We start from the raw sequence: 21,202 nt of genomic DNA, 5'->3' as shown, positions 1-21,202 counted from the left end.
ACCACTTAAAATCTGCACGTCAGGGCCGCTCCGAAGGTGCAGCGCGCCCATCGCACAGCTGCACGAGGAGCCGCCCCTCATGGCCGAACACCCCGCCTACCCCGTAGGCCTTCGCCTCTCCGGCCGCCGCGTGGTCGTCCTCGGCGGCGGCCAGGTCGCCCAGCGCCGCCTCCCGGCGCTCATCGCGGCCGGCGCGGACATCGTCCTCGTCTCCCCGCACGCGACCCCCTCGGTCGAGGCCATGGCGGACGCGGGGGAGATCACCTGGGTGCGGCGCGCGTACCAGGACGGCGACCTCGCCGAGGCCTGGTACGCCCTCATCGCCACCAGCGACCCCGAGGCCAACGCCGCCGCCTCCGCGGAGGCGGAGCGCCACCGAGTGTGGTGCGTCCGCTCCGACGACGCCGACCAGGCGACCGCCTGGACCCCGGCGACCGGCCACAGCGAGGGCGTCACCGTCGCCGTACTCACCACGCACGCGCGGGGCCGCGACCCCCGGCACACCGCCGCCATCCGTGACGCGGTCGTCGAGGGCCTGCGCGACGGCACCCTCGTCGCCCCGCACCACCGCACCCGCACCCCCGGCGTGGCCCTGGTCGGCGGCGGCCCCGGCGACCCCGACCTGATCACGGTCCGCGGCCGGCGCCTGCTCGCCGAGGCGGACGTCGTCATCGCCGACCGGCTCGGCCCGCGCGACCTGCTCGCCGAACTCCCGCCGCACGTCGAGGTGATCGACGCGGCGAAGATCCCGTACGGCCGCTTCATGGCCCAGGAGGCCATCAACAACGCGCTCATCGCGCACGCCAAGCAGGGCAAGGCGGTCGTCCGGCTCAAGGGCGGCGACCCGTACGTCTTCGGCCGCGGCATGGAGGAGGTCCAGGCGCTCGCCGAGGCCGGCATCCCGTGCACGGTGGTGCCGGGCATCTCCAGCTCGATCTCGGTGCCGGGTGCGGCCGGCATCCCGGTCACGCACCGGGGCGTGGCCCACGAGTTCACGGTCGTGAGCGGCCACGTCGCCCCGGACGACGAGCGCTCGCTGGTCGACTGGCCGTCCCTGGCGAAGCTCACCGGCACCCTCGTGATCCTGATGGGCGTCGACAAGATCGGCAAGATCGCCGAGACGCTCGTCGCGCACGGCAAGTCCCCCGAGACGCCGGTCGCCCTGGTGCAGGAGGGCACGACGGCCGCCCAGCGGCGCGTGGACGCGACCCTGGCCACGGTCGCCGAGACGGTACGGACGGAGGAGGTGAAGCCCCCGGCGGTCATCGTCATCGGCGAGGTCGTCCGGGTCGGCTCCCAGACCCCGGCGTGAGACCGCGCCCGAGCACCGCGTGACCACCGACGACCTTGGCTTGATCACGCGTAACCCGGGGTAACCCACCCCTTCCCAGCCGTTGGCACCACACCCAGGACAAGGCAGTATCACCCTGTGGCCGATCTCATCACCGTCGAGGATCCCGACGACCCGCGCCTGGCCGACTACACGGGCCTGACCGACGTCGAGCTGCGCCGCAGGCGCGAGCCCGCCGAGGGCCTGTTCATCGCCGAGGGCGAGAAGGTCATCCGCAGGGCGAAGGAGGCCGGCTACGAGATGCGGTCGATGCTGCTCTCGGCCAAGTGGATCGACGTCATGCGTGACGTCATCGACGAACTCCCGGCCCCGGTGTACGCCGTCAGCCCGGAACTCGCCGAACGCGTCACCGGCTACCACGTGCACCGTGGCGCCCTCGCCTCCATGCAGCGCAAGCCGCTGCCGACGGCCGGTGACCTCCTGCAGACCGCCCGCCGGGTCGTGATCATGGAATCCGTCAACGATCACACGAACATCGGGGCGATATTCCGGTCGGCGGCCGCCCTCGGCATGGACGCGGTGCTGCTGTCGCCCGACTGCGCCGACCCGCTGTACCGACGGAGCGTCAAGGTGTCCATGGGCGCGGTGTTCTCGGTGCCGTACGCCCGTCTGGAGACCTGGCCCAAGGGTCTGGACTCGGTCCGCGAGGCCGGCTTCACCCTGCTCGCCCTCACCCCGGACGAGAAGGCCCGCACCCTGGACGAGGCCGCCCCGCACAGGATGGACCGGGTGGCCCTGATGCTCGGTGCCGAGGGCGACGGACTGTCCACGCAGGCTCTGGTCGCGGCCGACGAGTGGGTCCGCATCCCGATGTCCCACGGCGTCGACTCGCTCAACGTCGGCGCGGCCGCCGCGGTCGCCTTCTACGCGGTGGCCACGGGCCGACCGGAGTCCTGACCAGGACACCCGCGATACGCCGTGGACCGGCGGGCCCGCAGCGCTCAGTTCCCGGCGTCGTGGCTCACTGCCGACGCCTGCCGGTCGGACACCACCTTGCCGTCGTCCGACGGCGGGTGGCTCGGCTGCGCGTGCCGCTGCCGCCGCACCCCGCCGTCGTCCCCGAGCCCGCGCGCCGGCCCCTGACAGCCCTGCGCCACCGCGATACCGAGGGCGACCAGCAGCGTCACCACCACGAACACGAACAGCCGCTGCCGCAGCAGCCGTGGGTTGGCCGGCCGCAGGCTGATCCGCACCGGCCGCCGGCCCGGCCGCCCGGAACCGCCGCGCGGCACGGGACGGCCGCTGCCGGAGCGCGGGCCACCGCGCGGCGCCGGGGTGGGACGCCCCCCACCCGGCCGGGAGGCGGCGGCACCGCCACCGCGCGGACCGCTGCCGCCGCGCGAGGCGGACCCGCCACGGGACGGCACCTCGCCCCGCGGGGACATCCTGCCCGGTACCTCACCGCGCGCGGCCGATCCGCCGCGTGACGGCACACCGCCCCGGGCCGGGGTCCCGCCGCGCGGCAGCGGCGTACCGGGAGAGGCGCGCCGCTGGGTGCGCTGCTGCTCGGGGTAGGTGTCGACGAGCCGCCCGGTGGGCAGGTCCGCCTCGGCGGCACGCGGAGCGGGCGGCCGTACGCCGTCCAGGCCCTGTGCCTCCCGGGCGGCGATCTCCTTGAGCCGCAGCGACAGTTGCAGGGTGCTGGGCCGCTCGTCGGGGTCCTTCGCCAGGCAGGCCCGGATCAGCGGGGCCAGCGCGTCCGGTACGCCGTGCAGTTGCGGCTCCTCGTGCACCACCCGGTACAGCATCACCTCCGAACTGCCGTGCCCGAAGGGGGAGTCGCCGGTCGAGGCGTACGCCAGGGTCGCGCCCAGAGAGAAGACGTCGGTGGCCGGGGTGACCGCGGCGCCGCGCACCTGCTCCGGGGCGAGGAAGCCGGGGGAGCCGACCGCGGTGCCCACGTGGGTGAGCGTGGAGGCACCGGTGGCCCAGGCGATGCCGAAGTCGATGATCCGCGGCCCCTTGGGGGACAGCAGGATGTTGGAGGGCTTCAGGTCCCGGTGGACGACACCCGCCTCGTGCACGGCGACCAGCCCCTCGGACAGGGCCGCCCCGATCGCCGCGGTGTCCGCCGCGCCCAGAGCCCCCTCGTCGGCGACCTTGTCGTGCAGGGACGGGCCGGGCACGTACTGGGTGGCGAACCAGGGGCGCTCGGCCTCCAGGTCCGCGGCGACCAGCCGGGCCGTGCAGCCACCGCGGATACGCCGGGCCGCCGACACCTCGCGAGCGAACCGCGACCGGAACTCCTGGTCCTCCGCCAGATCGGGCCGGATCACCTTCAGCGCGACCCGCTGCCCCTTCTTGTCGGAGCCGAGATAGACCACGCCCATACCGCCCGCGCCGAGCCGTCGGTGAAGCCTGAACGAGCCGACGACGCGCGGGTCCTCGCGCCTCAGGCGCATCATCGCCATGTTCATCCCCGCTGCCCGGTCCCTGTGACGTGGCACAGCTTACGTTTCCACGGCCGCCTGCGCGCAGAGGCCGCGCCCTCTCGGACCGTCGGATTGTGGCGGCCGTCCGAAAGAGGTGAAACACGCTCAGGAAGCCCCGGCCGACGGCGACTTCCGGTCACCGGGGGTGTCAACCGGCCAGCGGGGCCCGGAGGTTGGGCTCACCGGGAGGCCGGCCGCGCGGGGCCGTACGCCCCTAGCCCGACGGGCGGCGGCGGCCCGCGGCCCCGGCCGCTCCCCGGCTCGCGAGCCACCTGCGGCACCCCTCCCGCACCCTTCCTCAGTGATCGAAGTCACTCGCTCCGGCCCGCAGGACGCTTCGGAAATGCCCGGACAGAGTGGGCGGCCCCTCAGGGAAGACCCCTAGACCCGGGCCCGTGTCTCCAACCAGGGGAGTACTTCCCTGGTCATGGCTCATCCTCCGGGAGGCCCGGCAATCGGTACGAGGGCATGACGCCCGGTGTGCGCCGCGCGCCTAGATTTGTGGTCAAGCGGCGGGTGCGGCACTCGTCCCCCGAGGTCAGGCACCCGCCGCTGCCGACAACAATCAAACGGTCAGGAGAGGGACCATGGCCCACACGGCACCGCGACGCCCCGCGTTCGTCCCACGCCGGACAGGCCGTCGCCACCCCTTGGTGGCGACGCTCATGGCCCTTCCCCTGGCGGCCCTGCTCCTGCTCGTCTTCGACGGCTGGGAGACGGTGGCCACACAGGCGTCGTCCGTGGGTGTGATGCTGGGGCGCTGAGCGGCGACCCCAGGCCCGGAAGAGCGGTCCGGGCGGGGACATCCATCCATGAAACCCCGTGGGGACGGGGGTGCGGCGGACGGCACAAGATGCCGGCGCAGCTGGGGAGCTGCGCCGGCATTGGCCGTTTCCTGAGGGACGGGCAGGGGCCGCCTTCCGGCTGCGGCCGTGTGGTGGGCCGGCCGCGCAGAACCTCCGTGGCTGCGTCCACCCGTGCCGCCAGGCGCGGGCAAGCGACCCGGCCCCCGGCCCGCCCCGGTACCCTCAGCCGAACAGCCGACCCCGCCCGAGGCAGCCTTGACCGCAGACACAGGTGCAGAAGCAGGCACCGGTACCGGCACCCGTACCGGCACCGGTACCCGCCGCACAGCAGAGGCCCCCGCCCTCATACCCGCACTGACCGCCAAGGCCAGGGCCGTCGCCCACCCCCGCCCCTCCACCACCCCCTGCACCTGCGGCAGTACCCCCCTCGCCGACCGCGAGGACGCCACCGTGGTCCGGCACGCCGGCACCGTCGCCAAGGCCCACGCCCCGGACACCGACCCCGCCGCACTGACCCTCCGGGTCGCCACGGCCGCCCGCCTCCCCGGCGTACTCCTGCCCCCGCTGATCCCCACCCCGGCCGCCCTCCACGGCCGCCTGGTGACCTGCTGGCCGTACGGCCTCCCCGTGGACCCCGACGACCCGGACGCCGCCCCCTGGGAAGCCGCCGCCACCCTCCTGGCCCGGCTGCACCGCACGCCCGTCCCCAGCGGCCTCCCCCCGATGCGCGGCCCCGCCAAGGCCGCCCGCGCCCTCGGCAGGCTCCGCACCGCCCTCCGCGGCACGCCCCACGCGGCCGCCCGCCCGGTCCTGGACGCCTGGGCCACGCTGCCCGCCTGGGCCCGGGCCGCGGCGCCGATGCCCGGCCCGCCGGCCCTCTGTCACGGCGACCTGCACCTCGGCCAGCTCGTCCGGCACCCGGCCCCGGACGGCCCCTGGAAGCTGATCGACGTCGACGACCTCGGGGCCGGCGTCCCGGCCTGGGACCTCGCCCGCCCCGCCGCCTGGTACGCCTGCGGACTCCTCCCGCCCGACGAGTGGACGCGGTTCCTGACCGCCTACCGGCAGGCCGGCGGCCCGGCCGTACCCGCCGACGCAGACCCCTGGCCCGCCCTGGACGTCCCGGCCCGCGCGCTCACCGTGCAGACCGCCGCGCTGGCGGTCACCAAGGCGCTCGCCGCGGACCGCCCGCTGGACGAGGTGGAGGGGGCCGTGGTCGACGCCTGCGCACGGATGCCGTCCGTCCCGACCCGGTCCCCTGGCCCCGCTCGCCCCGGTCCCGGATTCCCGGACTAGGCTGCAACCGCCCGGGGCCGGACGGAGTCTGTCCTGGGGAAACACCAAGCAGGACCGACCGGCGAGGAGTTGAGCCGACCATGCAGTGTCCGAAATGTCATGCGCCGATGCACACCTACAACCGCAACGGCGTCCAGATCGAGCAGTGCAGCGGCTGCCGCGGCATCTTCCTCGACTACGGCGAGCTGGAGGCGCTGACCCGCCTGGAGGCCCAGTGGTCGCAGCCGGCCCCGCCGCCCCCGCCCGCGGCCCCGCAGGCGTACCCGGCCCCGTCCGCGCCCGCCTGGGGCGCACCGCACGGCGGCCACGGCGGCCACGGCGGTCACTACGGCCACCAACGGCACAAGAGCTTCGGCCACATGCTGTTCTCCAGCTGAGCCCACGAAGAAGCCCCCGGCCGTACGAGACGGCCGGGGGCTTCTTGCTGTGTGGACGATACTGGGATTGAACCAGTGACCTCTTCCGTGTCAGGGAAGCGCTCTCCCGCTGAGCTAATCGTCCGCGGACCGTGAACCGCGGGTCACGGACAGTGCGCGATACTGGGATTGAACCAGTGACCTCTTCCGTGTCAGGGAAGCGCTCTCCCGCTGAGCTAATCGCGCGGGGGATCTTCGAGAAGATCCAGGATCCGAAGATCCAGTGGACGATACTGGGATTGAACCAGTGACCTCTTCCGTGTCAGGGAAGCGCTCTCCCGCTGAGCTAATCGTCCTTGGAGGTGGAGACGGGATTTGAACCCGTGTAGACGGCTTTGCAGGCCGTTGCCTCGCCTCTCGGCCACTCCACCAGGAGTGTAGGGGATCGGGACGACCCCTTCTTCCTTCGAGCGGACGACGAGGCTCGAACTCGCGACCTCAACCTTGGCAAGGTTGCGCTCTACCAACTGAGCTACGTCCGCCTGTCGTTTCGGTCCGCTTCCGCGTCCCGGCGACGTGTTGAACTCTAGCGGATTCCCGGGCCAGTACAAAAACGCGTTTGCGCAGCGTGCTGCGGTGCACCCGGCGGACCCGCTGGTCGGGGCCCGCTCCGGGACATCCGGGAGCCGCCTCGCGGGCAGCCGCCCTAGACTCGACCACGTGCTCCACCACCCTCCTCTCGCCCGCTTCGGCGACCGCGTCGCCACCGGCCTCCTCGACGTCACCAGTGATCCGGCGGCCCTGGACTCGACCGGCTTCTGGGCCGTCTGCGCGGACTTCGAGGGCCGGCTGACCTGCGCCCGCTTCGCGGACGTACGGGAGGCGCCGGTGCCCGCGCCGGTGCCCGGCGCGTGGCGGGGCCCGGCGCCCGAGGAGTGGACCTCCTCCCTGGACCGGGCCGCCTACACCGCGGCCGTCCGCCGCATCCGCGAGCACATCGCGGCCGGGGAGGTCTACCAGGCCAACCTCTGCCGGGTGCTGAGCGCGCCCGTCGCCCCGGGCGCCGACGTGGACGCCCTCACCGCCCTGCTGGCACGCGGCAACCCGGCCCCGTATGCAGGAACGATCCGGCTGCCGGAGCACGGCGTGGAGATCGCCACCGCCTCGCCCGAGCTGTTCCTGCGCCGGGACGGCCGCACCGTCGAGTCGGGGCCGATCAAGGGCACCGGGCGCACCGAGGCGGACCTCCTGGAGAAGGACTACGCCGAGAACGTGATGATCGTGGACCTGGTCCGCAACGACATCGGCCGCGTCTGCGCGACCGGCAGCGTGACCGTCCCCGACCTGTGCGCCGTGGAGAAGCACCCGGGCCTCGTCCACCTCGTCTCCACCGTCCGCGGCGAGCTGCGGGCGGACGCCGGCTGGCCGGAGCTGCTGGCCGCGGCCTTCCCGCCCGGCTCGGTCACCGGCGCCCCCAAGTCCAGCGCCCTCAGGATCATCGAGGCGCTGGAGCCGGCACCGCGCGGCCCGTACTGCGGCGGCATCGGCTGGGTCGACGCCGACCGGGGCACCGCCGAGCTGGCCGTGGGCATCCGCACCTTCTGGATCGACCGTGCCGCGGGCGCCCTGCGCTTCGGCACCGGCGCCGGCATCACCTGGGGGTCCGACCCCGAGGGGGAGTGGCGCGAGACGGAGCTGAAGGCCTCCCGGCTGCTCGCGGTGGCGTCGGGAACGTACGCGGTGACCGAGGGAGCGCTCACATGAGGATCTGGCTGGACGGCGAGCTGCGGGACGCGGAATCCGCCCGGGTCTCCGCCCTCGACCACGGACTGACCGTCGGCGACGGCGTCTTCGAGACCGTCAAGGCGGTCGACGGCACGCCGTTCGCGCTCACCCGGCACCTCGACCGGCTGACCCGCTCGGCCCGCGGCCTCGGCCTGCCGGACCCCGACCACGACGAGGTGCGCCGCGCCTGTACGGCCGTCCTGGCGGCCGACCCGGTGCCGTTCGGCCGGCTGCGGATCACCTACACCGGCGGCCACGGCCCGCTCGGCGTCGGCCGCGGCGAGCACGGCCCCACCCTCATGGTCGCCGTCGGCGAGACCGCCCGCCGCCCGGACTCCACCGCGGTGATCACCGTCCCGTGGACCCGCAACGAACGCGGCGCCCTCGCCGGCGTCAAGACCACCTCGTACGCCGAGAACATCGTCGCCCTGGCCCGCGCCCACCAGAACGGCGCCTCCGAGGCCCTGTTCGGCAACACCGTCGGACAGCTCTGCGAGGGCACCGGGTCGAACGTCTTCGTCGTCCTGGACGGCGAGGTCCACACCCCGCCGGTCACCTCCGGCTGCCTGCCCGGCGTCACCCGGGCGCTGGTGATCGAGTGGACGGGTGCCAAGGAGACCGACCTGCCGCTGGACGTCCTCCGGCGCGCCGACGAGGTCTTCCTGACCTCCACCCTGCGGGACGTCCAGGCCGTGCGCCAGGTCGACGACCGTGAACTGCCCGGCGCCCCGGGCCCGGTGACCGCCGGGGTCATGCGGACCTTCGACGAGCGGTCCGGGCAGGACCTGGACCCCTGAGCCGGAAAACAGGCTGACGCGGGCGGCCGCCGTGGGTAGAACACCTGTGATGACCACGACCCTGCGGCCGGCCGAGCCGCTCCAGCAGCACCCCGACGGAACCCGCTCCCGCCGCTACGCGGTATGCGTGAACAGCCGTCCCGTCGGCGAGATGCACCTCGGCACCTCCCCGTCCCTCGGCGACTCGGTGGCCCGCGTCATCGACCTCACGATCGCCGAGCCGGACCGGCGGCGCGGCCGGGGCACCGTGGCCGCGCTCGCCGCCGAGGAGGTGGCCCGCGGCTGGGGCTGCGTCCGGATGGAGACCGTGGTGCCCGCCGCCGCGGACGCCGCGCTGCGCCTGTTCGGCGCCCTCGGCTACACCCTGCGCAACCGCGGCATGGAGAAACGCCTCGGCGGCACTCCGCCCGCGCTGCCGCCGGGCAGCCGCGCGCGGCCGATGACCGGAGCCGAGTTCGACGCCTGGCACGAGACGGAGAGCGAACGGTACGCGCGCTCGTGGGTCGAGCGGGGCCTGCCCGAGCCCGTGGCCCGTGCCAAGGCCCGCAACGACCACGCCCGGCTGCTGCCGCACGGGCTCGCGACCGAGGGCATGCTCTTCAGCGTGCTGGAGCACGCGGGCGGCCGGGTGGGCACCCTGTGGCTGGCCCTGGAGGAGGCCAGGGCGTTCGTCTTCGACGTGGAGACCGACGCGGCGCACCGCGGCCGGGGGCACGGCCGCACGCTCATGCTGCTGGCGGAGCGGCAGGCCGTCGAGGCCGGCCTCCCGGTCCTCGGCCTCAACGTGTTCGCGGGCAACACCCCGGCCGAGCGGCTGTACGCCTCACTCGGCTACGAGACGGTGACCCACTCGCTGACCAAGCCGCTGCTGTGAGCAGACCGGCCGGGTGCGCCCTCAGGCCTCCTGGCCGTCCCGGCCGGCCAGCAGCCGGTCCGCGATCTCCTCGATGCGTGCGCGCAGCCCCTCCTGGCTCTTGCCGCCGTCGAGGCGTTCGCCGCCGATGACGTACGTCGGGGTGCCGGTCACCCCGATCGCCTTGCCCTCGGCCTGGTCGGCGTCCACGATCAGGATGTGCCGGCCGTCGATCAGCGCGGTGTCGAACTCCTCGGCGTCGAGGCCCAGTTCGCGGGCCACGCTGACCAGGAAGGACTCGCCGTCCCGGTCCAGCTCCTCGACCCGCTCCAGCACGGCCTCCACGTACGGCCAGCCCTTGCCCTGCTCCAGCGCCTCCTCGGCGGCCTGCGCGGCGGCGAAGGCGTGCTTGTGCTTCTCCAGCGGGAAGTGCCGCAGCCGCAGGTCGAGCCGGTCGCCGTAGCGGGCGCGCAGGGCGCGGACGTCGTCCAGGGCGGTGCGGCAGTCGGGGCACTGCAGTTCGCACCAGACGTCGAGGACGAGGGCATCGGTGCGTGCGGAGGAGGTGTCGCTCATGCCCACCAGTCTTCCAGGCCGGACGCGGGCGGACCCAATCGGGATCTCGGGGGTCGCAGGCCTCGGGGCCGGGTGGAGAAGGCCCCGAGGCGACCCGGAGATGTCCCTGATGTCGGGCTGGAGCATGGCATCGCGGGGTTGCGGCGGTGCACGATGGAAGCGACGAGACGAGCCCGCCGCCAGGAGGACCGGATGATTGCCGAGACAGTGTGCTCCGCCGTGTCCGCGGCGGGCCTGGGTATCGCGGTGGTGACGGCCTATCGCAGGCGTTTCCTGGCGGCGGCCCGCCTCGCGGCCTACTCGCTGGTGCCGGTCGGACTGGTCATGACCGGAGTCGTCGGATGGCTCGCCGACACCGCCCTGAGCCCCACCGCCTGGGCGGGTTTCGGGGTGCTGGCCGCGGCCTGGCTCCTGTTCGCCGGCACGCGCGCCGTGGAACGCCGGCGCGCAGGCGCCGGTGGCAGGGCCGAGGCGGCCGGGCGGGACGCGGTGGCGCCCGCTGCCCCGGCGCCGTCCCTGGGCGGGAAGGTCCGCCCCGCGACGGACCGCGCCGCCCCGCGGACGACCTCGTCCCGGGCCGGATCCGAGCCGGCCGAGGACTTCAGCGACATCGAGGCCATCCTCAAGAAGCACGGCATATGACAGTCACATGACTGGCTGAAACGACACAGTGGGTCCGTGGACGTCCGGAATCGTTCACCATCCGAACGAGACCTCACGGTATTCGGCGAACTACCGCAAGATCCCTGTGCCTTGATCGCGGGCGGGGCGTCGGGTGCGTCATGATCTGCGGCGAGATGCTGGACACGTCACAGAGCGAGGCCGCGCCGCCGAAGGACGAGCCGCGCGGGTGCCTCTTCGCCCTTTCCCAGCCACCGCTGATGATCTTCCTAGCGGTGATCGGGTGTCTGCTCCTCATGGCTGCGCTGCACGACCTGCTGTGGCTGTGAGCCGTACACGTCGGTCCCGGCGCCACCCGCCGGGACCGACGTCGCACCGGTCGAGCGCCGTCGCACCAGACGAGAAGCGTGGACTGCCGCACGGGGCGAGCGCCGTACGCCTCAGCCCGCCGCCTCCTTGCGCCGGGCCCGGTACGCGGCGACGTGCAGCCGGTTCCCGCAGGTGCGGCTGTCGCAGTAGCGGCGCGAGCGGTTGCGGGACAGATCCACGAAGGCCCGCCGGCAGTCCGGGGCCTCGCAGCGCCGCAGCCGTTCCTGCTCACCGGCCACCACGAAGAAGGCGAGCGCCATCCCGCAGTCGGCGGCGAGGTGGTCGGCCACGGAGGCGCCCGGTGCGAAGTAGTGCACATGCCAGTCGTAGCCGTCGTGGTCCGTCAGGCGGGGGGTGGTCCCCGCCGCGGCGACCAGTTCGTTGATCATCGTGGCGGCGGACCGGGCGTCCGGGGCCGCGAAGATCGCCGCGAACCGGCCCCGGACCCTGCGCACGGCCGAGAGGTCGAACTCCGACAGCACGCCCACGTCGCTCATCTTGTGGCTTCGCACGAAATCCGTGAGAGCCGGGACATCGGGCAGTCCGTCCGCCGCCGCGTCGTCCTCCGGCGCGGTGTTCACCAGATCCACCACGGTGTCGAGGGCGCACCGGGTGTCGTGGGTGATCAGCACAGTTCGCTCCCTGGCCTGAGGGGTCGGGCGGGCGCCCGCCGATGCTGGCCGATGGTAGCGACAACCGCGACCACCGCACCCGCCGCTACCGACCTCGCTTGCCGGGAGAACGCCACCGACCCGCCGACGGTTCCCGTCCCTGCGACCACAGCCCACCATGCCGGCCCGCCGACGCGCCAGGGCGGACGGCCCCACGCCCCACCAGCCACCCAGGCAACGACCCCGGGTGGGCGTGCACGCCCCCGACCGCCCGGCGGGCCGCGCCCGCCCCGGGTTCACGGCCGTCGCTCGCCCGGTCACTCACCGCAGCCGGGCGCGAACAGCCCGACGCCGTCACCGTGAGCACTCACGGTGACGGCGTCGGCCTGTGCCGCAGGCGGTTGTCTTGGCCCGAGCCGTCTCCCCGAGTGGACGGCGCCGGGCTGCTTCGTGGGGCCGCGACCTAGCTCTCCGCCAGGATGTGCGAGAGCTCCTGATCCAGGTCGAAGTGCCGGTGTTCCGTGCCGGGCGGCACGGCGGCGTCGGTTCGCTTCAGGAAGGACTCCAGGGCCCGCGCCGGGGCCTCGAGCAGCGCCTCCCCCTCCGGGGAGCTGAGGGCGATGCACACGACGCCCTGACCATGACTGCGGGATGGCCAGACGCGGACGTCGCCGGTGCCGGTGGGCCGGTGAAGCCCCTCGGCGAGGAGGTCGCGGGCGAACACCCACTCGACGGTCTCCTCGGCTCCGGTGTGGAAGGTGGCGTGCACGGCGTAGGGGTCGGCCGTGTCGTACCGCAGGCCTGCGGGCACAGGCAGGGAGGACTCGCTCGACACAACGAGGCGCAGGTGCAGCTCGCAGCTGACCGTGGTGTTCATAAGCGCCAGGGCCTTTCGCTCAGTGTGCGCTCGGGGATTCGCACGTCGGCGAAATCGACATGCCACCTACGGTGCCGTTGTAAACCCCTCTGAGGGTTTTGCGTGTCTTTAGGTACCTCTTCCGGCCGAGAACTCGTACCAGACCTGCCGCCATTCCGGTGACTGGATTCGCTCCGGTAGGGTTTGTCTGTATGAATACGGGGAGTGACGAACCGGGCGAGGTCGCCGTGGCAGCTGACAAGGCGAGGACGGACCGGCCCGGGGCCGGCCAGGAGACCGAGCGCGGGCTGGGCTCACGGGCGCCGGAATTCATCAAGTCCCGCCGGATCCTGCACCTCAGCTGGCAGGTCGGGGTCTTCGTGGTCGGCCTCGCGGTGGTCGGCGCGGGCATCGTCATGCTGCCCCTGCCCGGACCGGGCTGGGTGGTGATCTTCGGCGGCATGGCGATCTGGGCGACCGAGTTCGTCTGGGCCCAGCTGGTGCTCCGCTGGACCAAACGCAAGGTCACCGAGGCGGCCCAGCGGGCCCTCGACCCCAAGGTGCGCCGCCGCAACATCACCCTGACCGTCGTCGGGCTGGTGATCATGGGAGTGCTCGCCGGGATCTACCTGTGGAAGTTCGGCTTCGTCATGCCCTGGAAGATCAAGGATCAGTGACGCGGCAGGCGGGGCCGCTGGCGGCTGCCGCCCGGCCTCGGTCGGAGGCACCCCCTGACATGGGGTAATGTTCTTCCTGCGCCCGGGCGATTAGCTCAGTGGGAGAGCGCTTCGTTCACACCGAAGAGGTCACTGGTTCGAACCCAGTATCGCCCACCCGGACCGACGGCCCACCTGCGACGAGCAGGTGGGCCGTCGTCGTCTGCGCGCCCTTCCGGTGACGGACGAAACAAGGCCGGCCACCAGGCCACGCGCCTTCCGGGGCGGATGAGACGAGGCCGGCCACCAGGCCTTCCGCACCCCTCCGGTGACGGACGAGGCAAAGCCGCCATCAAGCCGCGCGCCCCTCTCACCCGGACCCCTCCCTTTTGCCGAACCGGCAAGAACCCTGGTGCCGCCGGACCCCCTCGCCGACCATCGTTCCCCGGCCTGTGCGCCCAGCCCCTGCCCGCCCACCCCAGGAGCCCCCGGGAGAAAACCCATGCCACCCCCCGCCACCCCGAACCCCGCCCACGGCCTCACCGCCGACCGCGCCACCCCCGCCACCTCCGACGACCTTGACCCCACCCACCACCTCCTCCCCACCCCAGCCGGCCGAACCCACGTCGTTCAGCAGGGCCACGGCCCCCTCGTGCTGCTTCTGCACGGGTTCCCGGAGTCCTGGTACGCCTGGCGGTACCAGATGCCGGTGCTGGCGGCCGCCGGTCACCGCGTGGTGGCGATCGACGTGCGGGGCTACGGCAGGTCGTCGAAACCGGCGTCCGTGGCGGGGTACCGGATGCTCGACCTGGTCGCGGACAACGTCGCCGTGGTGGAGGCGCTGGGCGAGCGTTCCGCGGTGGTCGTCGGGCACGACTGGGGCGCGAGCATCGCCGCCGTCTCCGCCCTGAGCAGGCCGGACGTGTTCCGGGCGGTGGCGCTGCTGAGCGTGCCGTACACCCCGCCCGGGGGCCCGCGGCCCAGCGAGGTCTTCGCGGCGATGGCCGGGGAGGGCTCCGGTGGGGAGTTCTACGTCTCGTACTTCCAGCAGCCGGGCCGGGCGGAGTCCGAGATCGAACCGGACGTGCGCGGCTGGCTCGCCGGCTTCTACGCGGCCCTGTCCGCAGACACCATGCCCGCGCCGGGCGCCCCCGACCCGCACTTCGTCGGCGTCGGCGGCACGCTGCGTGAACGTTTCCCCGCCGGTGTCCTGCCGTCCTGGCTGGGGGAGCGCGACCTCGACGCCTACGCCGGGGAGTTCGAGCGGACCGGGATGACGGGAGCCCTGAACCGGTACCGGAACATGGACCGGGACTGGGCGGATCTGGCCGGGTACGCGGGTGCCCCGATCACGCAGCCGTCGCTGTTCGTCGGGGGTGCGCGCGACGCCTCCCTCGCCTGGCTGGCCGACGCCGTCAAGGCCTTTCCGGACACCCTGCCGGGCCTGCGCGGCTCGCACGTCCTGGACGGTTGCGGGCACTTCGTCCAGCAGGAACGCCCGGAGGAGACGAATCGGATCCTGCTCGACTGGCTGGCGTCGCTGCCGGGTTGACCCGCCGTCCGGCCTGTCGGTCACGCCCTACCGCCAGGGGCAACGGCCGGGGCGGCGGGCAAGAAAATCGCGGAACGGGCCGGTGACGATCCGTTACTCGGAGATCAACCAGTCCATCGCGCTCTTCCAGGAGAAGTATCCGAAGACCAACGTCATGATGGACTTCCAGACGTAGCAGTCCTTCTGGGGAGAAGTTGCAGACGCAGGCCGTCGGCGGAAATCCCCGGACGTTTTCCAAAACGCCGTCACTTTCCTTCGGAAATACGACAAGCGAGGAATTCACGTCCGTGAGGGCGGCACGAAGGTCGGCGAGGTCGACGGCAAACAGCTCGGCGCTACTTCGCCGTCATGGACCTGTACGACCTCCACTTCCGACAAGGCCGACCTGACGGAGTGCTGGACCGACGGCCTGGGGCCGCGTCAGGGCCGGCCACGTCACCGACCCGAAGGCCGTCGCCCAGGACCACCCTGTCCATCGGCTTCGGCACGGACTGGAGCGGCCCGGCTGACTGAGTGCCAACGGCTTCGTCCAGGGCAACGGGCCGTACGACCTCGACACCGGCACGTTCGCCGTCGCCGACAAGCCGGCCGTGTCCGTCTCCCACCTCTCCGCGGTCCGCGGCCTCAACGAACTGTGCGCCGAACCGAGCCACGCTGGTCGCCGGCAGCGAGGCGATAGAACCTGGCCCTGCTCGGCGACAGGATGCCGGCCTGACCGGGGCTGGGGGAGCGCCGTCGCACGGGCGGCGGCGCTCGCGCTCCCAGCGTGGCGCCGGCCACGGCCCGGCGCCTGAGTACGCGTACTCAGATTTATGCACCCGTTCGCGCCACACTCGTCCCATGGACTGGAACCACTACCGCTTCCGCAGCCTGTGGCCCCTGCCCGCCCCGCCCGCCGACGTCTACGCGGCGCTGGAGCGGGCCGAGGACTACCCCCGCTGGTGGCCGCAGGTACGGGCGGTGACCCGCCGGGACGACGGCACCGGCGTGATCACGATCCGGTCCGCGCTGCCGTACAGCCTCACCTCCACCGTGCGGGAGACCCGCCGGGACCCGGCCGCCGGCGTTCTCGAGGTCACCCTGTCCGGCGACCTCGACGGCTGGGCCCGCTGGACGGTCGCCGCCGGCGGCCCCGGCACACTCGCCCGGTACGACCAGGACGTGCGCGTGTGCAAGCCCCTGCTCAGGCGGCTCGCCGTACCCGGGCGGCCGCTCTTCCGCCTCAACCACCGCCTGATGATGCGGGCGGGCCGGCGCGGACTGCTGCGCCGGCTGGAAGCGGTTTGAAGGAACCCCGCAGGGACCTGTATTGTTCAGTGCGTTCCCGGGCGATTAGCTCAGTGGGAGAGCGCTTCGTTCACACCGAAGAGGTCACTGGTTCGAACCCAGTATCGCCCACCGGGAAAGGCCGGTCCGCCGCAGCGGACCGGCCTTCTTCATGCCACCGGCCTCACGCGGCCGCCGGCAGCTCCGGCCTGAGGGGCCACTCCGTGCTCACGATCTCCTCCGACCCGCTGCGCGCGAACCACGCCTGCAGGCCCCGGGCCTGCGCCGCGTGCCAGTTCGCCTGCAGCGCGTGCAGCTCGGCGGGGGACAGCCGCTCCAGCCGGGCCGCGAAACGGCGGCCCACCGCCCGTACGACATCCAGCGCCGCCAGCGCGTCCGCCGCCGCGTCATGCGCGTCCGCCAGCGTCACCCCGTAGTGCTCGCACAGATCGGTCAGCGTGCGCCGGCCCTTGCGGTACCGGTCCAGATGCTTGTCCAGCACCCGCGGGTCCAGCACCCTGAGCGGCGCCGACTCGAACCAGCGGTCCAGCGCCGACGCCCGGTGCCGGCGCAACTCCCGGTCCAGCAGCGTCAGATCGAACGGCGCGTTCATCACCACCAGCGGCCGGCCCAGCGCCGCGTGCTCGGCCAGCTGCTCGGCTATCTCGTACATCACCGGGGCCGGCCAGCGCCCGTTGTGCTGCAGGTGCTCCTCCGTCAGCCCGTGCACCGCCGTCGCCGCCTCCGGCACCGGCACACCCGGGTTCACCAGCCAACGGGTGACCCGGGGCCGGGTCCCCGGCGCGTCCTGGACGACGACGGCGGCCGACACGATCCGGTCGGTCTCGACGTCCACGCCCGTCGTCTCCGTGTCGAAGGCGGCCAGCGGCCCCTCGTACCAGGTCGTCATCCCAACCCAACTCCTCGTTCACCCACGGCAGATGACGTTCCGTCTTCTGCCCGTTTGGTGATACCCGGGCCGTTTGCGCCGTACGCCGGGAGGAGACAACAGGAATACGGGTCTTTGCAGTTCAGCGGCCCGCAGCTGGAAACACCTGTCGGGGAAGGCTGTTGGTCATGGCCATAGCGCAGCCCGAGCGGGGCGGGCTGCTGCCCGGACGTCCGGGCACCCATCGCGGCACGCTCGCCACCACCGCCTGCATGGAGACACTGCAGATCGGCTATCTCCACGCGGTCGCCGCCGCGGCCGGCTGCTCGCTGTCCCAGCCCTTTCCGGACAACGGCATCGACTGGCACATCAGCCACAGCGCGCCCGGACACACCGTCGACGACGAGGTCACCATCAAGGTGCAGCTGAAGGCCACCTACCAGATCGCGCCCAACCCGCCCACCCGTCTCCCACCACCCCCGACGGACGGTGCCGCGCCCCCGCCCCAGAAGTCACGGCGCTCCTTCTCCTTCACCCTCGACAACGACCACCTGCGCAAGCTCGCCCGCACCCCCGTCTCGGTGCACAAGATCCTGGTCGTCATGCTCGTACCGCGCTCCCAGGACGACTGGCTGCGCGCCGGCCACGACCGGCTCGACCTGAGGCACTGCTGCTACTGGACCAACCTCGCCGGCCACCCCGTCACCGGCCGGCACCGGACCACCGTGCGGATACCGACCTCGCGCATCTTCGACGACCAGGCCCTCTGCGAGATCATGACGCGGGTCGGGACGGGAGGCAGACCATGAGGAACCGTCCCTACGAGGAGCCGGTACGGCAGCTGAGGCCGCACCCCGACGAGCTGCCCTGGAACCGGCCGCCCCGGCCCGCCGACGTGGACCCCGCCGTGCTCGGCGCCCTGCTGCGCCGGCACGGCTGGCAGCGGCGCGGCGGAGCCGCCGGGCGCTACGGCCGCTGGACCCCGCCGGGGCCCGGCGGCGCCGCGACCAGCCTGCTCGTCCCCGAGAGCCGCGCCTTCCCCGACAGCGACGACCTGCTCGGGGAGGCCCTCGACGCCCTCACCCGCAACCCCACCCCCTCCGCGCGCGAGGTGCTGATCTCCCTCGCCGTCCCCAGCGACGAGATCCGCTGGTGGCGCGACACCCCGGGCGGACCGGCCGGCGCCGCCCCCTGGAACGCCGACGACCAGCTGCGCGCCGCCGCCCGGCAGACGCTGCTCGCCGCCGCGCTCGCCACCCGCGCGCGGGCCGGCTACCACGGCGCCCGCCACCGCCGGCCCGCCACCGCCCTCCTCGCGGACGTCCTCGTCGGACCCGCCACCGAGGGCCGCACCCTCACCGCCTTCGTCCCCGTACCCACCGGCCGCCCCCTCGCCGTCCGCCTCCACCACGCCCTGCACGCCGCCCGCGAGGCCATCGACTACCGGCGGACCACCGGCGGCATGGACGCCTTCGACGGAGCCGTCGAGGCCGGCGTCAGCCGCGAGCTGACCGAGGCACTCGGCGCGCTCGTACGCGGCACCGAGGGCGCCCGTGTCGCCGTCGCCTGGGCACCCGGCGCCGGCGTCCCCGAAGGCTGCGCCCCCTCCGCCGAACCCGTCGAGTTCTCCCCGGGCGACCTGCCCGCGCTGCGCGAGGCCGCCGCCCGCTACCTGCACGCGGAACCTTCCGTCCCGGTCCGTGTCACCGGCGCCGTCGTCCGCATGCGCCGCTCCGGGCCCGGCGGCGAGGGCACCGTCCGCCTGCGCGTCCTCGCCGGCGCCGACGTCCCGCACCTGCGCGTCACCCTGGACGAGGAGGACTACCGCATCGCCGGCCACGCCCACCTCGTCGGACTCCCCGTCCGTGTGCACGGCCGGCTGGAGAGCCGCGGCGGCTTCCGCAGGCTCACCGGCGCCTCCGGCGTCGTACCCGTGCAGGTCGACGAGGGGGAGCGGGAGCGGCTGATGAAGTTCCTCCAGGAGAACCTCGACTTCTTCGAGGAGGCCTGCGGGGACGGGGAACCGGAAGCGTACGGGGACGAGGACCGAGCGTGACCGTTTCGCGGTCGGTGCCGTCGGGTCGGTACGATCGCCTGTGCGCGCGCTCCTGGTATGGCGCCGCACCCCACCTTCAGTCAGGAGAGACCGGTGTCAGACGTCCGTGTGATCATCCAACGCGATTCCGAGCGGGAAGAACGCGTGGTGACGACGGGCACTACGGCCGCCGACCTCTTCGCGGGCGAGCGCTCGATCATCGCCGCGCGCGTGGGCGGCGAGTTGAAGGACCTGGCGTACGAGCTGGCCGAGGGCGACGAGGTCGCGGGCGTCGAGATCTCGTCCGAGGACGGTCTGAACATCCTGCGCCACTCCACCGCGCACGTCATGGCACAGGCCGTGCAGGAGCTGTTCCCCGAGGCCAAGCTGGGCATCGGCCCGCCCGTCAAGGACGGCTTCTACTACGACTTCGACGTCGAGAAGCCGTTCACGCCCGAGGATCTCAAGGCCATCGAGAAGAAGATGCAGGAGATCCAGAAGCGCGGGCAGAGGTTCGCCCGCCGCGCCGTCACCGACGAGGCCGCCCGCGAGGAGCTGGCGGGCGAGCCGTACAAGCTGGAGCTGATCGGCCTCAAGGGCTCCGCCTCCAGCGACGACGGCGCGGACGTCGAGGTCGGCGCCGGCGAGCTGACGATCTACGACAACCTGGACGCCAAGACCGGCGAGCTGTGCTGGAAGGACCTCTGCCGCGGTCCGCACCTGCCCTCCACCCGCCTCATCCCGGCGTTCAAGCTGATGCGCAACGCGGCCGCCTACTGGCGCGGCAGCGAGAAGAACCCGATGCTCCAGCGCATCTACGGCACCGCCTGGCCGTCCAAGGACGAGCTGAAGGCGTACCTGGACTTCCTCGCCGAGGCCGAGAAGCGCGACCACCGCAAGCTGGGCTCCGAGCTGGACCTGTTCTCCATTCCCGAGCAGATCGGTTCCGGCCTGGCCGTCTTCCACCCCAAGGGCGGCATCGTCCGCCGGGTGATGGAGGACTACTCGCGCCGCCGGCACGAGGAAGAGGGCTACGAGTTCGTCTACACCCCGCACGCGACGAAGGGGAAGCTCTTCGAGACGTCCGGGCACCTGGACTGGTACGCCGAGGGCATGTACCCGCCCATGCAGCTCGACGAGGGCGTGGACTACTACCTCAAGCCCATGAACTGCCCGATGCACAACCTGATCTTCGATGCGCGCGGCCGCTCCTACCGCGAACTGCCGCTGCGGCTCTTCGAGTTCGGGACCGTGTACCGGTACGAGAAGTCGGGCGTCGTGCACGGCCTGACCCGCGCCCGCGGCTTCACCCAGGACGACGCGCACATCTACTGCACCCGTGAGCAGATGTCCGACGAGCTGGACAAGACGCTCACCTTCGTGCTGAACCTGCTGCGGGACTACGGCCTGACCGACTTCTACCTGGAGCTGTCGACCAAGGACCCGGAGAAGTTCGTCGGCTCCGACGAGGTCTGGGAGGAGGCGACCGAGACCCTGCGCCAGGTCGCCGAGAAGCAGGGCCTGCCCCTCGTGCCCGACCCGGGCGGCGCCGCCTTCTACGGCCCGAAGATCTCCGTCCAGGCCAAGGACGCGATCGGCCGGACCTGGCAGATGTCGACCATCCAGCTCGACTTCAACCTGCCCGAGCGGTTCAACCTGGAGTACACCGGCCCGGACGGCTCCAAGCAGCGCCCGGTCATGATCCACCGCGCGCTGTTCGGCTCCATCGAGCGGTTCTTCGCCGTCCTCCTGGAGCACTACGCGGGCGCCTTCCCGGCGTGGCTGGCCCCGGTCCAGGCGATCGGCATCCCGATCGGCGACGCGCACGTGGAGTACCTGGAGAAGTTCGCCGCTGCGGCCAAGAAGCAGGGCCTGCGCGTCGAGGTGGACTCCTCCTCGGACCGCATGCAGAAGAAGATCCGCAACGCTCAGAAGCAGAAGGTCCCCTTCATGGTCATCGCGGGCGACGAGGACATGTCGAACGGCTCGGTGTCCTTCCGCTACCGCGACGGCTCCCAGGAGAACGGCATCCCGTTCGACGAGGCCATCGCGAAGATCGCGAAGGTCGTGGAGGAGCGGACCCAGGTCTGAGCCG

General features: G+C 72.7%; 20 protein-coding genes, 7 tRNA genes and 1 pseudogene. 18 read left to right on the top strand and 10 right to left on the bottom strand.

The genetic code is table 11. From position 1 onward, the window contains the following. Nucleotides 1-79: 79 nt before the first annotated feature. Together cobA and S1361_RS08565 are read left to right on the top strand one after the other, a co-directional pair. Entirely contained in the window at nt 80-1,312 is a 1,233-nt protein-coding gene (gene cobA / locus S1361_RS08570) for a uroporphyrinogen-III C-methyltransferase (RefSeq protein ID WP_208031242.1), read from the top strand. Between the two features lie 117 nt (nt 1,313-1,429). Continuing rightward, nucleotides 1,430-2,248, top strand: coding sequence for a TrmH family RNA methyltransferase (locus tag S1361_RS08565; RefSeq protein WP_208031241.1), 819 nt, complete (start codon nt 1,430-1,432; stop codon nt 2,246-2,248). 44 nt (nt 2,249-2,292) lie between these two features. Here S1361_RS08565 and S1361_RS08560 read toward each other — a convergent pair whose 3' ends face one another. Beyond that, on the bottom strand, nt 2,293-3,768 hold the full coding sequence (locus S1361_RS08560) for a serine/threonine-protein kinase (protein ID WP_208031240.1): 1,476 nt from the start codon (nt 3,766-3,768) through the stop codon (nt 2,293-2,295). A 1,166-nt stretch (nt 3,769-4,934) separates the two neighbouring features. Between S1361_RS08560 and S1361_RS08555 the strand changes: the two genes are divergently transcribed. Together S1361_RS08555 and S1361_RS08550 are read left to right on the top strand one after the other, a co-directional pair. Beyond that, entirely contained in the window at nt 4,935-5,885 is a 951-nt protein-coding gene (locus S1361_RS08555; RefSeq protein WP_208036521.1) for a phosphotransferase family protein, read from the top strand. 80 nt (nt 5,886-5,965) lie between these two features. Next, the gene (locus tag S1361_RS08550) at nt 5,966-6,262 is read left to right on the top strand and encodes a TFIIB-type zinc ribbon-containing protein (RefSeq protein WP_208031239.1); all 297 of its coding nucleotides are present in this window, start codon (nt 5,966-5,968) and stop codon (nt 6,260-6,262) included. A 52-nt stretch (nt 6,263-6,314) separates the two neighbouring features. On the opposite strand, the gene S1361_RS08545 is transcribed toward S1361_RS08550, so the two are convergent. The 5 genes from S1361_RS08545 to S1361_RS08525 form a co-directional block, all read right to left on the bottom strand. After that, nucleotides 6,315-6,386 (bottom strand) — tRNA-Val (locus S1361_RS08545). Between the two features lie 29 nt (nt 6,387-6,415). Then, a tRNA-Val gene (locus tag S1361_RS08540) sits at nt 6,416-6,487 on the bottom strand. 38 nt (nt 6,488-6,525) lie between these two features. Continuing rightward, a tRNA-Val gene (locus S1361_RS08535) sits at nt 6,526-6,597 on the bottom strand. A 1-nt stretch (nt 6,598) separates the two neighbouring features. Beyond that, nucleotides 6,599-6,672: transfer RNA gene (locus S1361_RS08530), tRNA-Cys, on the bottom strand. A 38-nt stretch (nt 6,673-6,710) separates the two neighbouring features. Continuing rightward, nucleotides 6,711-6,783: transfer RNA gene (locus S1361_RS08525), tRNA-Gly, on the bottom strand. 178 nt (nt 6,784-6,961) lie between these two features. On the opposite strand from S1361_RS08525, the gene S1361_RS08520 reads away from it, so the two are divergent. The 3 genes from S1361_RS08520 to S1361_RS08510 are packed head-to-tail and all read left to right on the top strand — an operon-like array spanning nt 6,962 to nt 9,697. Then, nucleotides 6,962-8,005 (top strand): chorismate-binding protein, encoded by a 1,044-nt coding sequence (locus S1361_RS08520; protein WP_208031238.1) that lies wholly within the window; start codon nt 6,962-6,964, stop codon nt 8,003-8,005. After that, entirely contained in the window at nt 8,002-8,823 is an 822-nt protein-coding gene (locus S1361_RS08515; RefSeq protein ID WP_208031237.1) for an aminotransferase class IV, read from the top strand. The genes S1361_RS08520 and S1361_RS08515 overlap by 4 nt, the downstream gene beginning before the upstream one ends. 49 nt (nt 8,824-8,872) lie before the next feature. Further along, the gene (locus S1361_RS08510) at nt 8,873-9,697 is read left to right on the top strand and encodes a GNAT family N-acetyltransferase (RefSeq protein WP_208031236.1); all 825 of its coding nucleotides are present in this window, start codon (nt 8,873-8,875) and stop codon (nt 9,695-9,697) included. A gap of 21 nt (nt 9,698-9,718) precedes the next feature. Here the strand turns inward: S1361_RS08510 and S1361_RS08505 are convergent, their stop codons facing one another. Continuing rightward, complete coding sequence (locus S1361_RS08505) at nt 9,719-10,252, bottom strand: DsbA family protein (protein WP_208031235.1); 534 nt, start codon at nt 10,250-10,252, stop codon at nt 9,719-9,721. A 192-nt stretch (nt 10,253-10,444) separates the two neighbouring features. Here S1361_RS08505 and S1361_RS08500 point away from each other — a divergent pair, with 192 nt between their 5' ends. Together S1361_RS08500 and S1361_RS08495 are read left to right on the top strand one after the other, a co-directional pair. Further along, on the top strand, nt 10,445-10,894 hold the full coding sequence (locus S1361_RS08500) for a hypothetical protein (RefSeq protein ID WP_208031234.1): 450 nt from the start codon (nt 10,445-10,447) through the stop codon (nt 10,892-10,894). A 155-nt stretch (nt 10,895-11,049) separates the two neighbouring features. Continuing rightward, complete coding sequence (locus S1361_RS08495; protein ID WP_208031233.1) at nt 11,050-11,202, top strand: hypothetical protein; 153 nt, start codon at nt 11,050-11,052, stop codon at nt 11,200-11,202. Between the two features lie 111 nt (nt 11,203-11,313). On the opposite strand, the gene S1361_RS08490 is transcribed toward S1361_RS08495, so the two are convergent. Both S1361_RS08490 and S1361_RS08485 read right to left on the bottom strand, forming a co-directional pair. Then, nucleotides 11,314-11,874: a CGNR zinc finger domain-containing protein gene (locus tag S1361_RS08490; RefSeq protein ID WP_208031232.1), complete on the bottom strand. Its 561-nt coding sequence runs from the start codon at nt 11,872-11,874 to the stop codon at nt 11,314-11,316. A gap of 442 nt (nt 11,875-12,316) precedes the next feature. Beyond that, the gene (locus S1361_RS08485) at nt 12,317-12,730 is read right to left on the bottom strand and encodes an SsgA family sporulation/cell division regulator (protein ID WP_004002642.1); all 414 of its coding nucleotides are present in this window, start codon (nt 12,728-12,730) and stop codon (nt 12,317-12,319) included. Nucleotides 12,731-12,921: 191 nt separating this feature from the next. On the opposite strand from S1361_RS08485, the gene S1361_RS08480 reads away from it, so the two are divergent. From S1361_RS08480 to S1361_RS08460, 6 genes and pseudogenes are all read left to right on the top strand, one after another. Then, a complete protein-coding gene (locus S1361_RS08480) occupies nt 12,922-13,386 on the top strand; it encodes a TIGR02611 family protein (protein ID WP_208031231.1) in 465 nt (154 codons plus the stop codon). A gap of 84 nt (nt 13,387-13,470) precedes the next feature. After that, nucleotides 13,471-13,542 (top strand) — tRNA-Val (locus S1361_RS08475). 325 nt (nt 13,543-13,867) lie between these two features. After that, on the top strand, nt 13,868-14,917 hold the full coding sequence (locus S1361_RS08470; protein WP_208031230.1) for an alpha/beta fold hydrolase: 1,050 nt from the start codon (nt 13,868-13,870) through the stop codon (nt 14,915-14,917). Nucleotides 14,918-15,376: 459 nt separating this feature from the next. Next, a pseudogene (locus tag S1361_RS40280) lies at nt 15,377-15,561 on the top strand (hypothetical protein); the annotation flags it as partial. A gap of 196 nt (nt 15,562-15,757) precedes the next feature. Continuing rightward, a complete protein-coding gene (locus S1361_RS08465; RefSeq protein WP_208031229.1) occupies nt 15,758-16,204 on the top strand; it encodes an SRPBCC family protein in 447 nt (148 codons plus the stop codon). Between the two features lie 39 nt (nt 16,205-16,243). After that, nucleotides 16,244-16,315, top strand: a tRNA-Val gene (locus S1361_RS08460). Between the two features lie 52 nt (nt 16,316-16,367). On the opposite strand, the gene S1361_RS08455 is transcribed toward S1361_RS08460, so the two are convergent. Continuing rightward, nucleotides 16,368-17,093 (bottom strand): 3'-5' exonuclease, encoded by a 726-nt coding sequence (locus S1361_RS08455; protein ID WP_208031228.1) that lies wholly within the window; start codon nt 17,091-17,093, stop codon nt 16,368-16,370. A gap of 167 nt (nt 17,094-17,260) precedes the next feature. On the opposite strand from S1361_RS08455, the gene S1361_RS08450 reads away from it, so the two are divergent. The 3 genes from S1361_RS08450 to thrS all read left to right on the top strand — a co-directional run bounded on the left by S1361_RS08450 (nt 17,261) and on the right by thrS (nt 21,198). Continuing rightward, nucleotides 17,261-17,881 carry a DUF4365 domain-containing protein gene (locus tag S1361_RS08450; RefSeq protein ID WP_208031227.1) on the top strand — a complete coding sequence of 207 codons (621 nt, stop codon included), beginning with the start codon at nt 17,261-17,263 and terminating at the stop codon, nt 17,879-17,881. Further along, on the top strand, nt 17,878-19,128 hold the full coding sequence (locus tag S1361_RS08445; RefSeq protein ID WP_208031226.1) for a hypothetical protein: 1,251 nt from the start codon (nt 17,878-17,880) through the stop codon (nt 19,126-19,128). The genes S1361_RS08450 and S1361_RS08445 overlap by 4 nt, the downstream gene beginning before the upstream one ends. 93 nt (nt 19,129-19,221) lie before the next feature. Continuing rightward, the gene (gene thrS, locus S1361_RS08440) at nt 19,222-21,198 is read left to right on the top strand and encodes a threonine--tRNA ligase (RefSeq protein WP_208031225.1); all 1,977 of its coding nucleotides are present in this window, start codon (nt 19,222-19,224) and stop codon (nt 21,196-21,198) included. The last annotated feature ends 4 nt before the right edge of the window (nt 21,199-21,202 follow it).

Source organism: Streptomyces cyanogenus (assembly GCF_017526105.1).
Taxonomy (GTDB): domain Bacteria; phylum Actinomycetota; class Actinomycetes; order Streptomycetales; family Streptomycetaceae; genus Streptomyces; species Streptomyces cyanogenus.
This window is presented reverse-complemented; position numbering and strand designations above follow the sequence as displayed.

Bases quoted from the DNA above. Each gene is read 5' to 3' on its own strand.
- S1361_RS08510 (WP_208031236.1), top strand. From the start codon at position 8,873: ATGACCACGACCCTGCGGCCGGCCGAGCCGCTCCAGCAGCACCCCGAC.
- S1361_RS08465 (WP_208031229.1), top strand. From the start codon at position 15,758: ATGGACTGGAACCACTACCGCTTCCGCAGCCTGTGGCCCCTGCCCGCC.
- S1361_RS08515 (WP_208031237.1), top strand. From the start codon at position 8,002: ATGAGGATCTGGCTGGACGGCGAGCTGCGGGACGCGGAATCCGCCCGG.
- S1361_RS08445 (WP_208031226.1), top strand. From the start codon at position 17,878: ATGAGGAACCGTCCCTACGAGGAGCCGGTACGGCAGCTGAGGCCGCAC.
- S1361_RS08450 (WP_208031227.1), top strand. From the start codon at position 17,261: ATGGCCATAGCGCAGCCCGAGCGGGGCGGGCTGCTGCCCGGACGTCCG.
- S1361_RS08455 (WP_208031228.1), bottom strand. From the start codon at position 17,093: ATGACGACCTGGTACGAGGGGCCGCTGGCCGCCTTCGACACGGAGACG.
- S1361_RS08495 (WP_208031233.1), top strand. From the start codon at position 11,050: ATGCTGGACACGTCACAGAGCGAGGCCGCGCCGCCGAAGGACGAGCCG.
- S1361_RS08485 (WP_004002642.1), bottom strand. From the start codon at position 12,730: ATGAACACCACGGTCAGCTGCGAGCTGCACCTGCGCCTCGTTGTGTCG.
- cobA (WP_208031242.1), top strand. From the start codon at position 80: ATGGCCGAACACCCCGCCTACCCCGTAGGCCTTCGCCTCTCCGGCCGC.
- S1361_RS08505 (WP_208031235.1), bottom strand. From the start codon at position 10,252: ATGAGCGACACCTCCTCCGCACGCACCGATGCCCTCGTCCTCGACGTC.
- S1361_RS08550 (WP_208031239.1), top strand. From the start codon at position 5,966: ATGCAGTGTCCGAAATGTCATGCGCCGATGCACACCTACAACCGCAAC.
- S1361_RS08480 (WP_208031231.1), top strand. From the start codon at position 12,922: ATGAATACGGGGAGTGACGAACCGGGCGAGGTCGCCGTGGCAGCTGAC.
- S1361_RS08500 (WP_208031234.1), top strand. From the start codon at position 10,445: ATGATTGCCGAGACAGTGTGCTCCGCCGTGTCCGCGGCGGGCCTGGGT.
- S1361_RS08470 (WP_208031230.1), top strand. From the start codon at position 13,868: ATGCCACCCCCCGCCACCCCGAACCCCGCCCACGGCCTCACCGCCGAC.
- S1361_RS08560 (WP_208031240.1), bottom strand. From the start codon at position 3,768: ATGAACATGGCGATGATGCGCCTGAGGCGCGAGGACCCGCGCGTCGTC.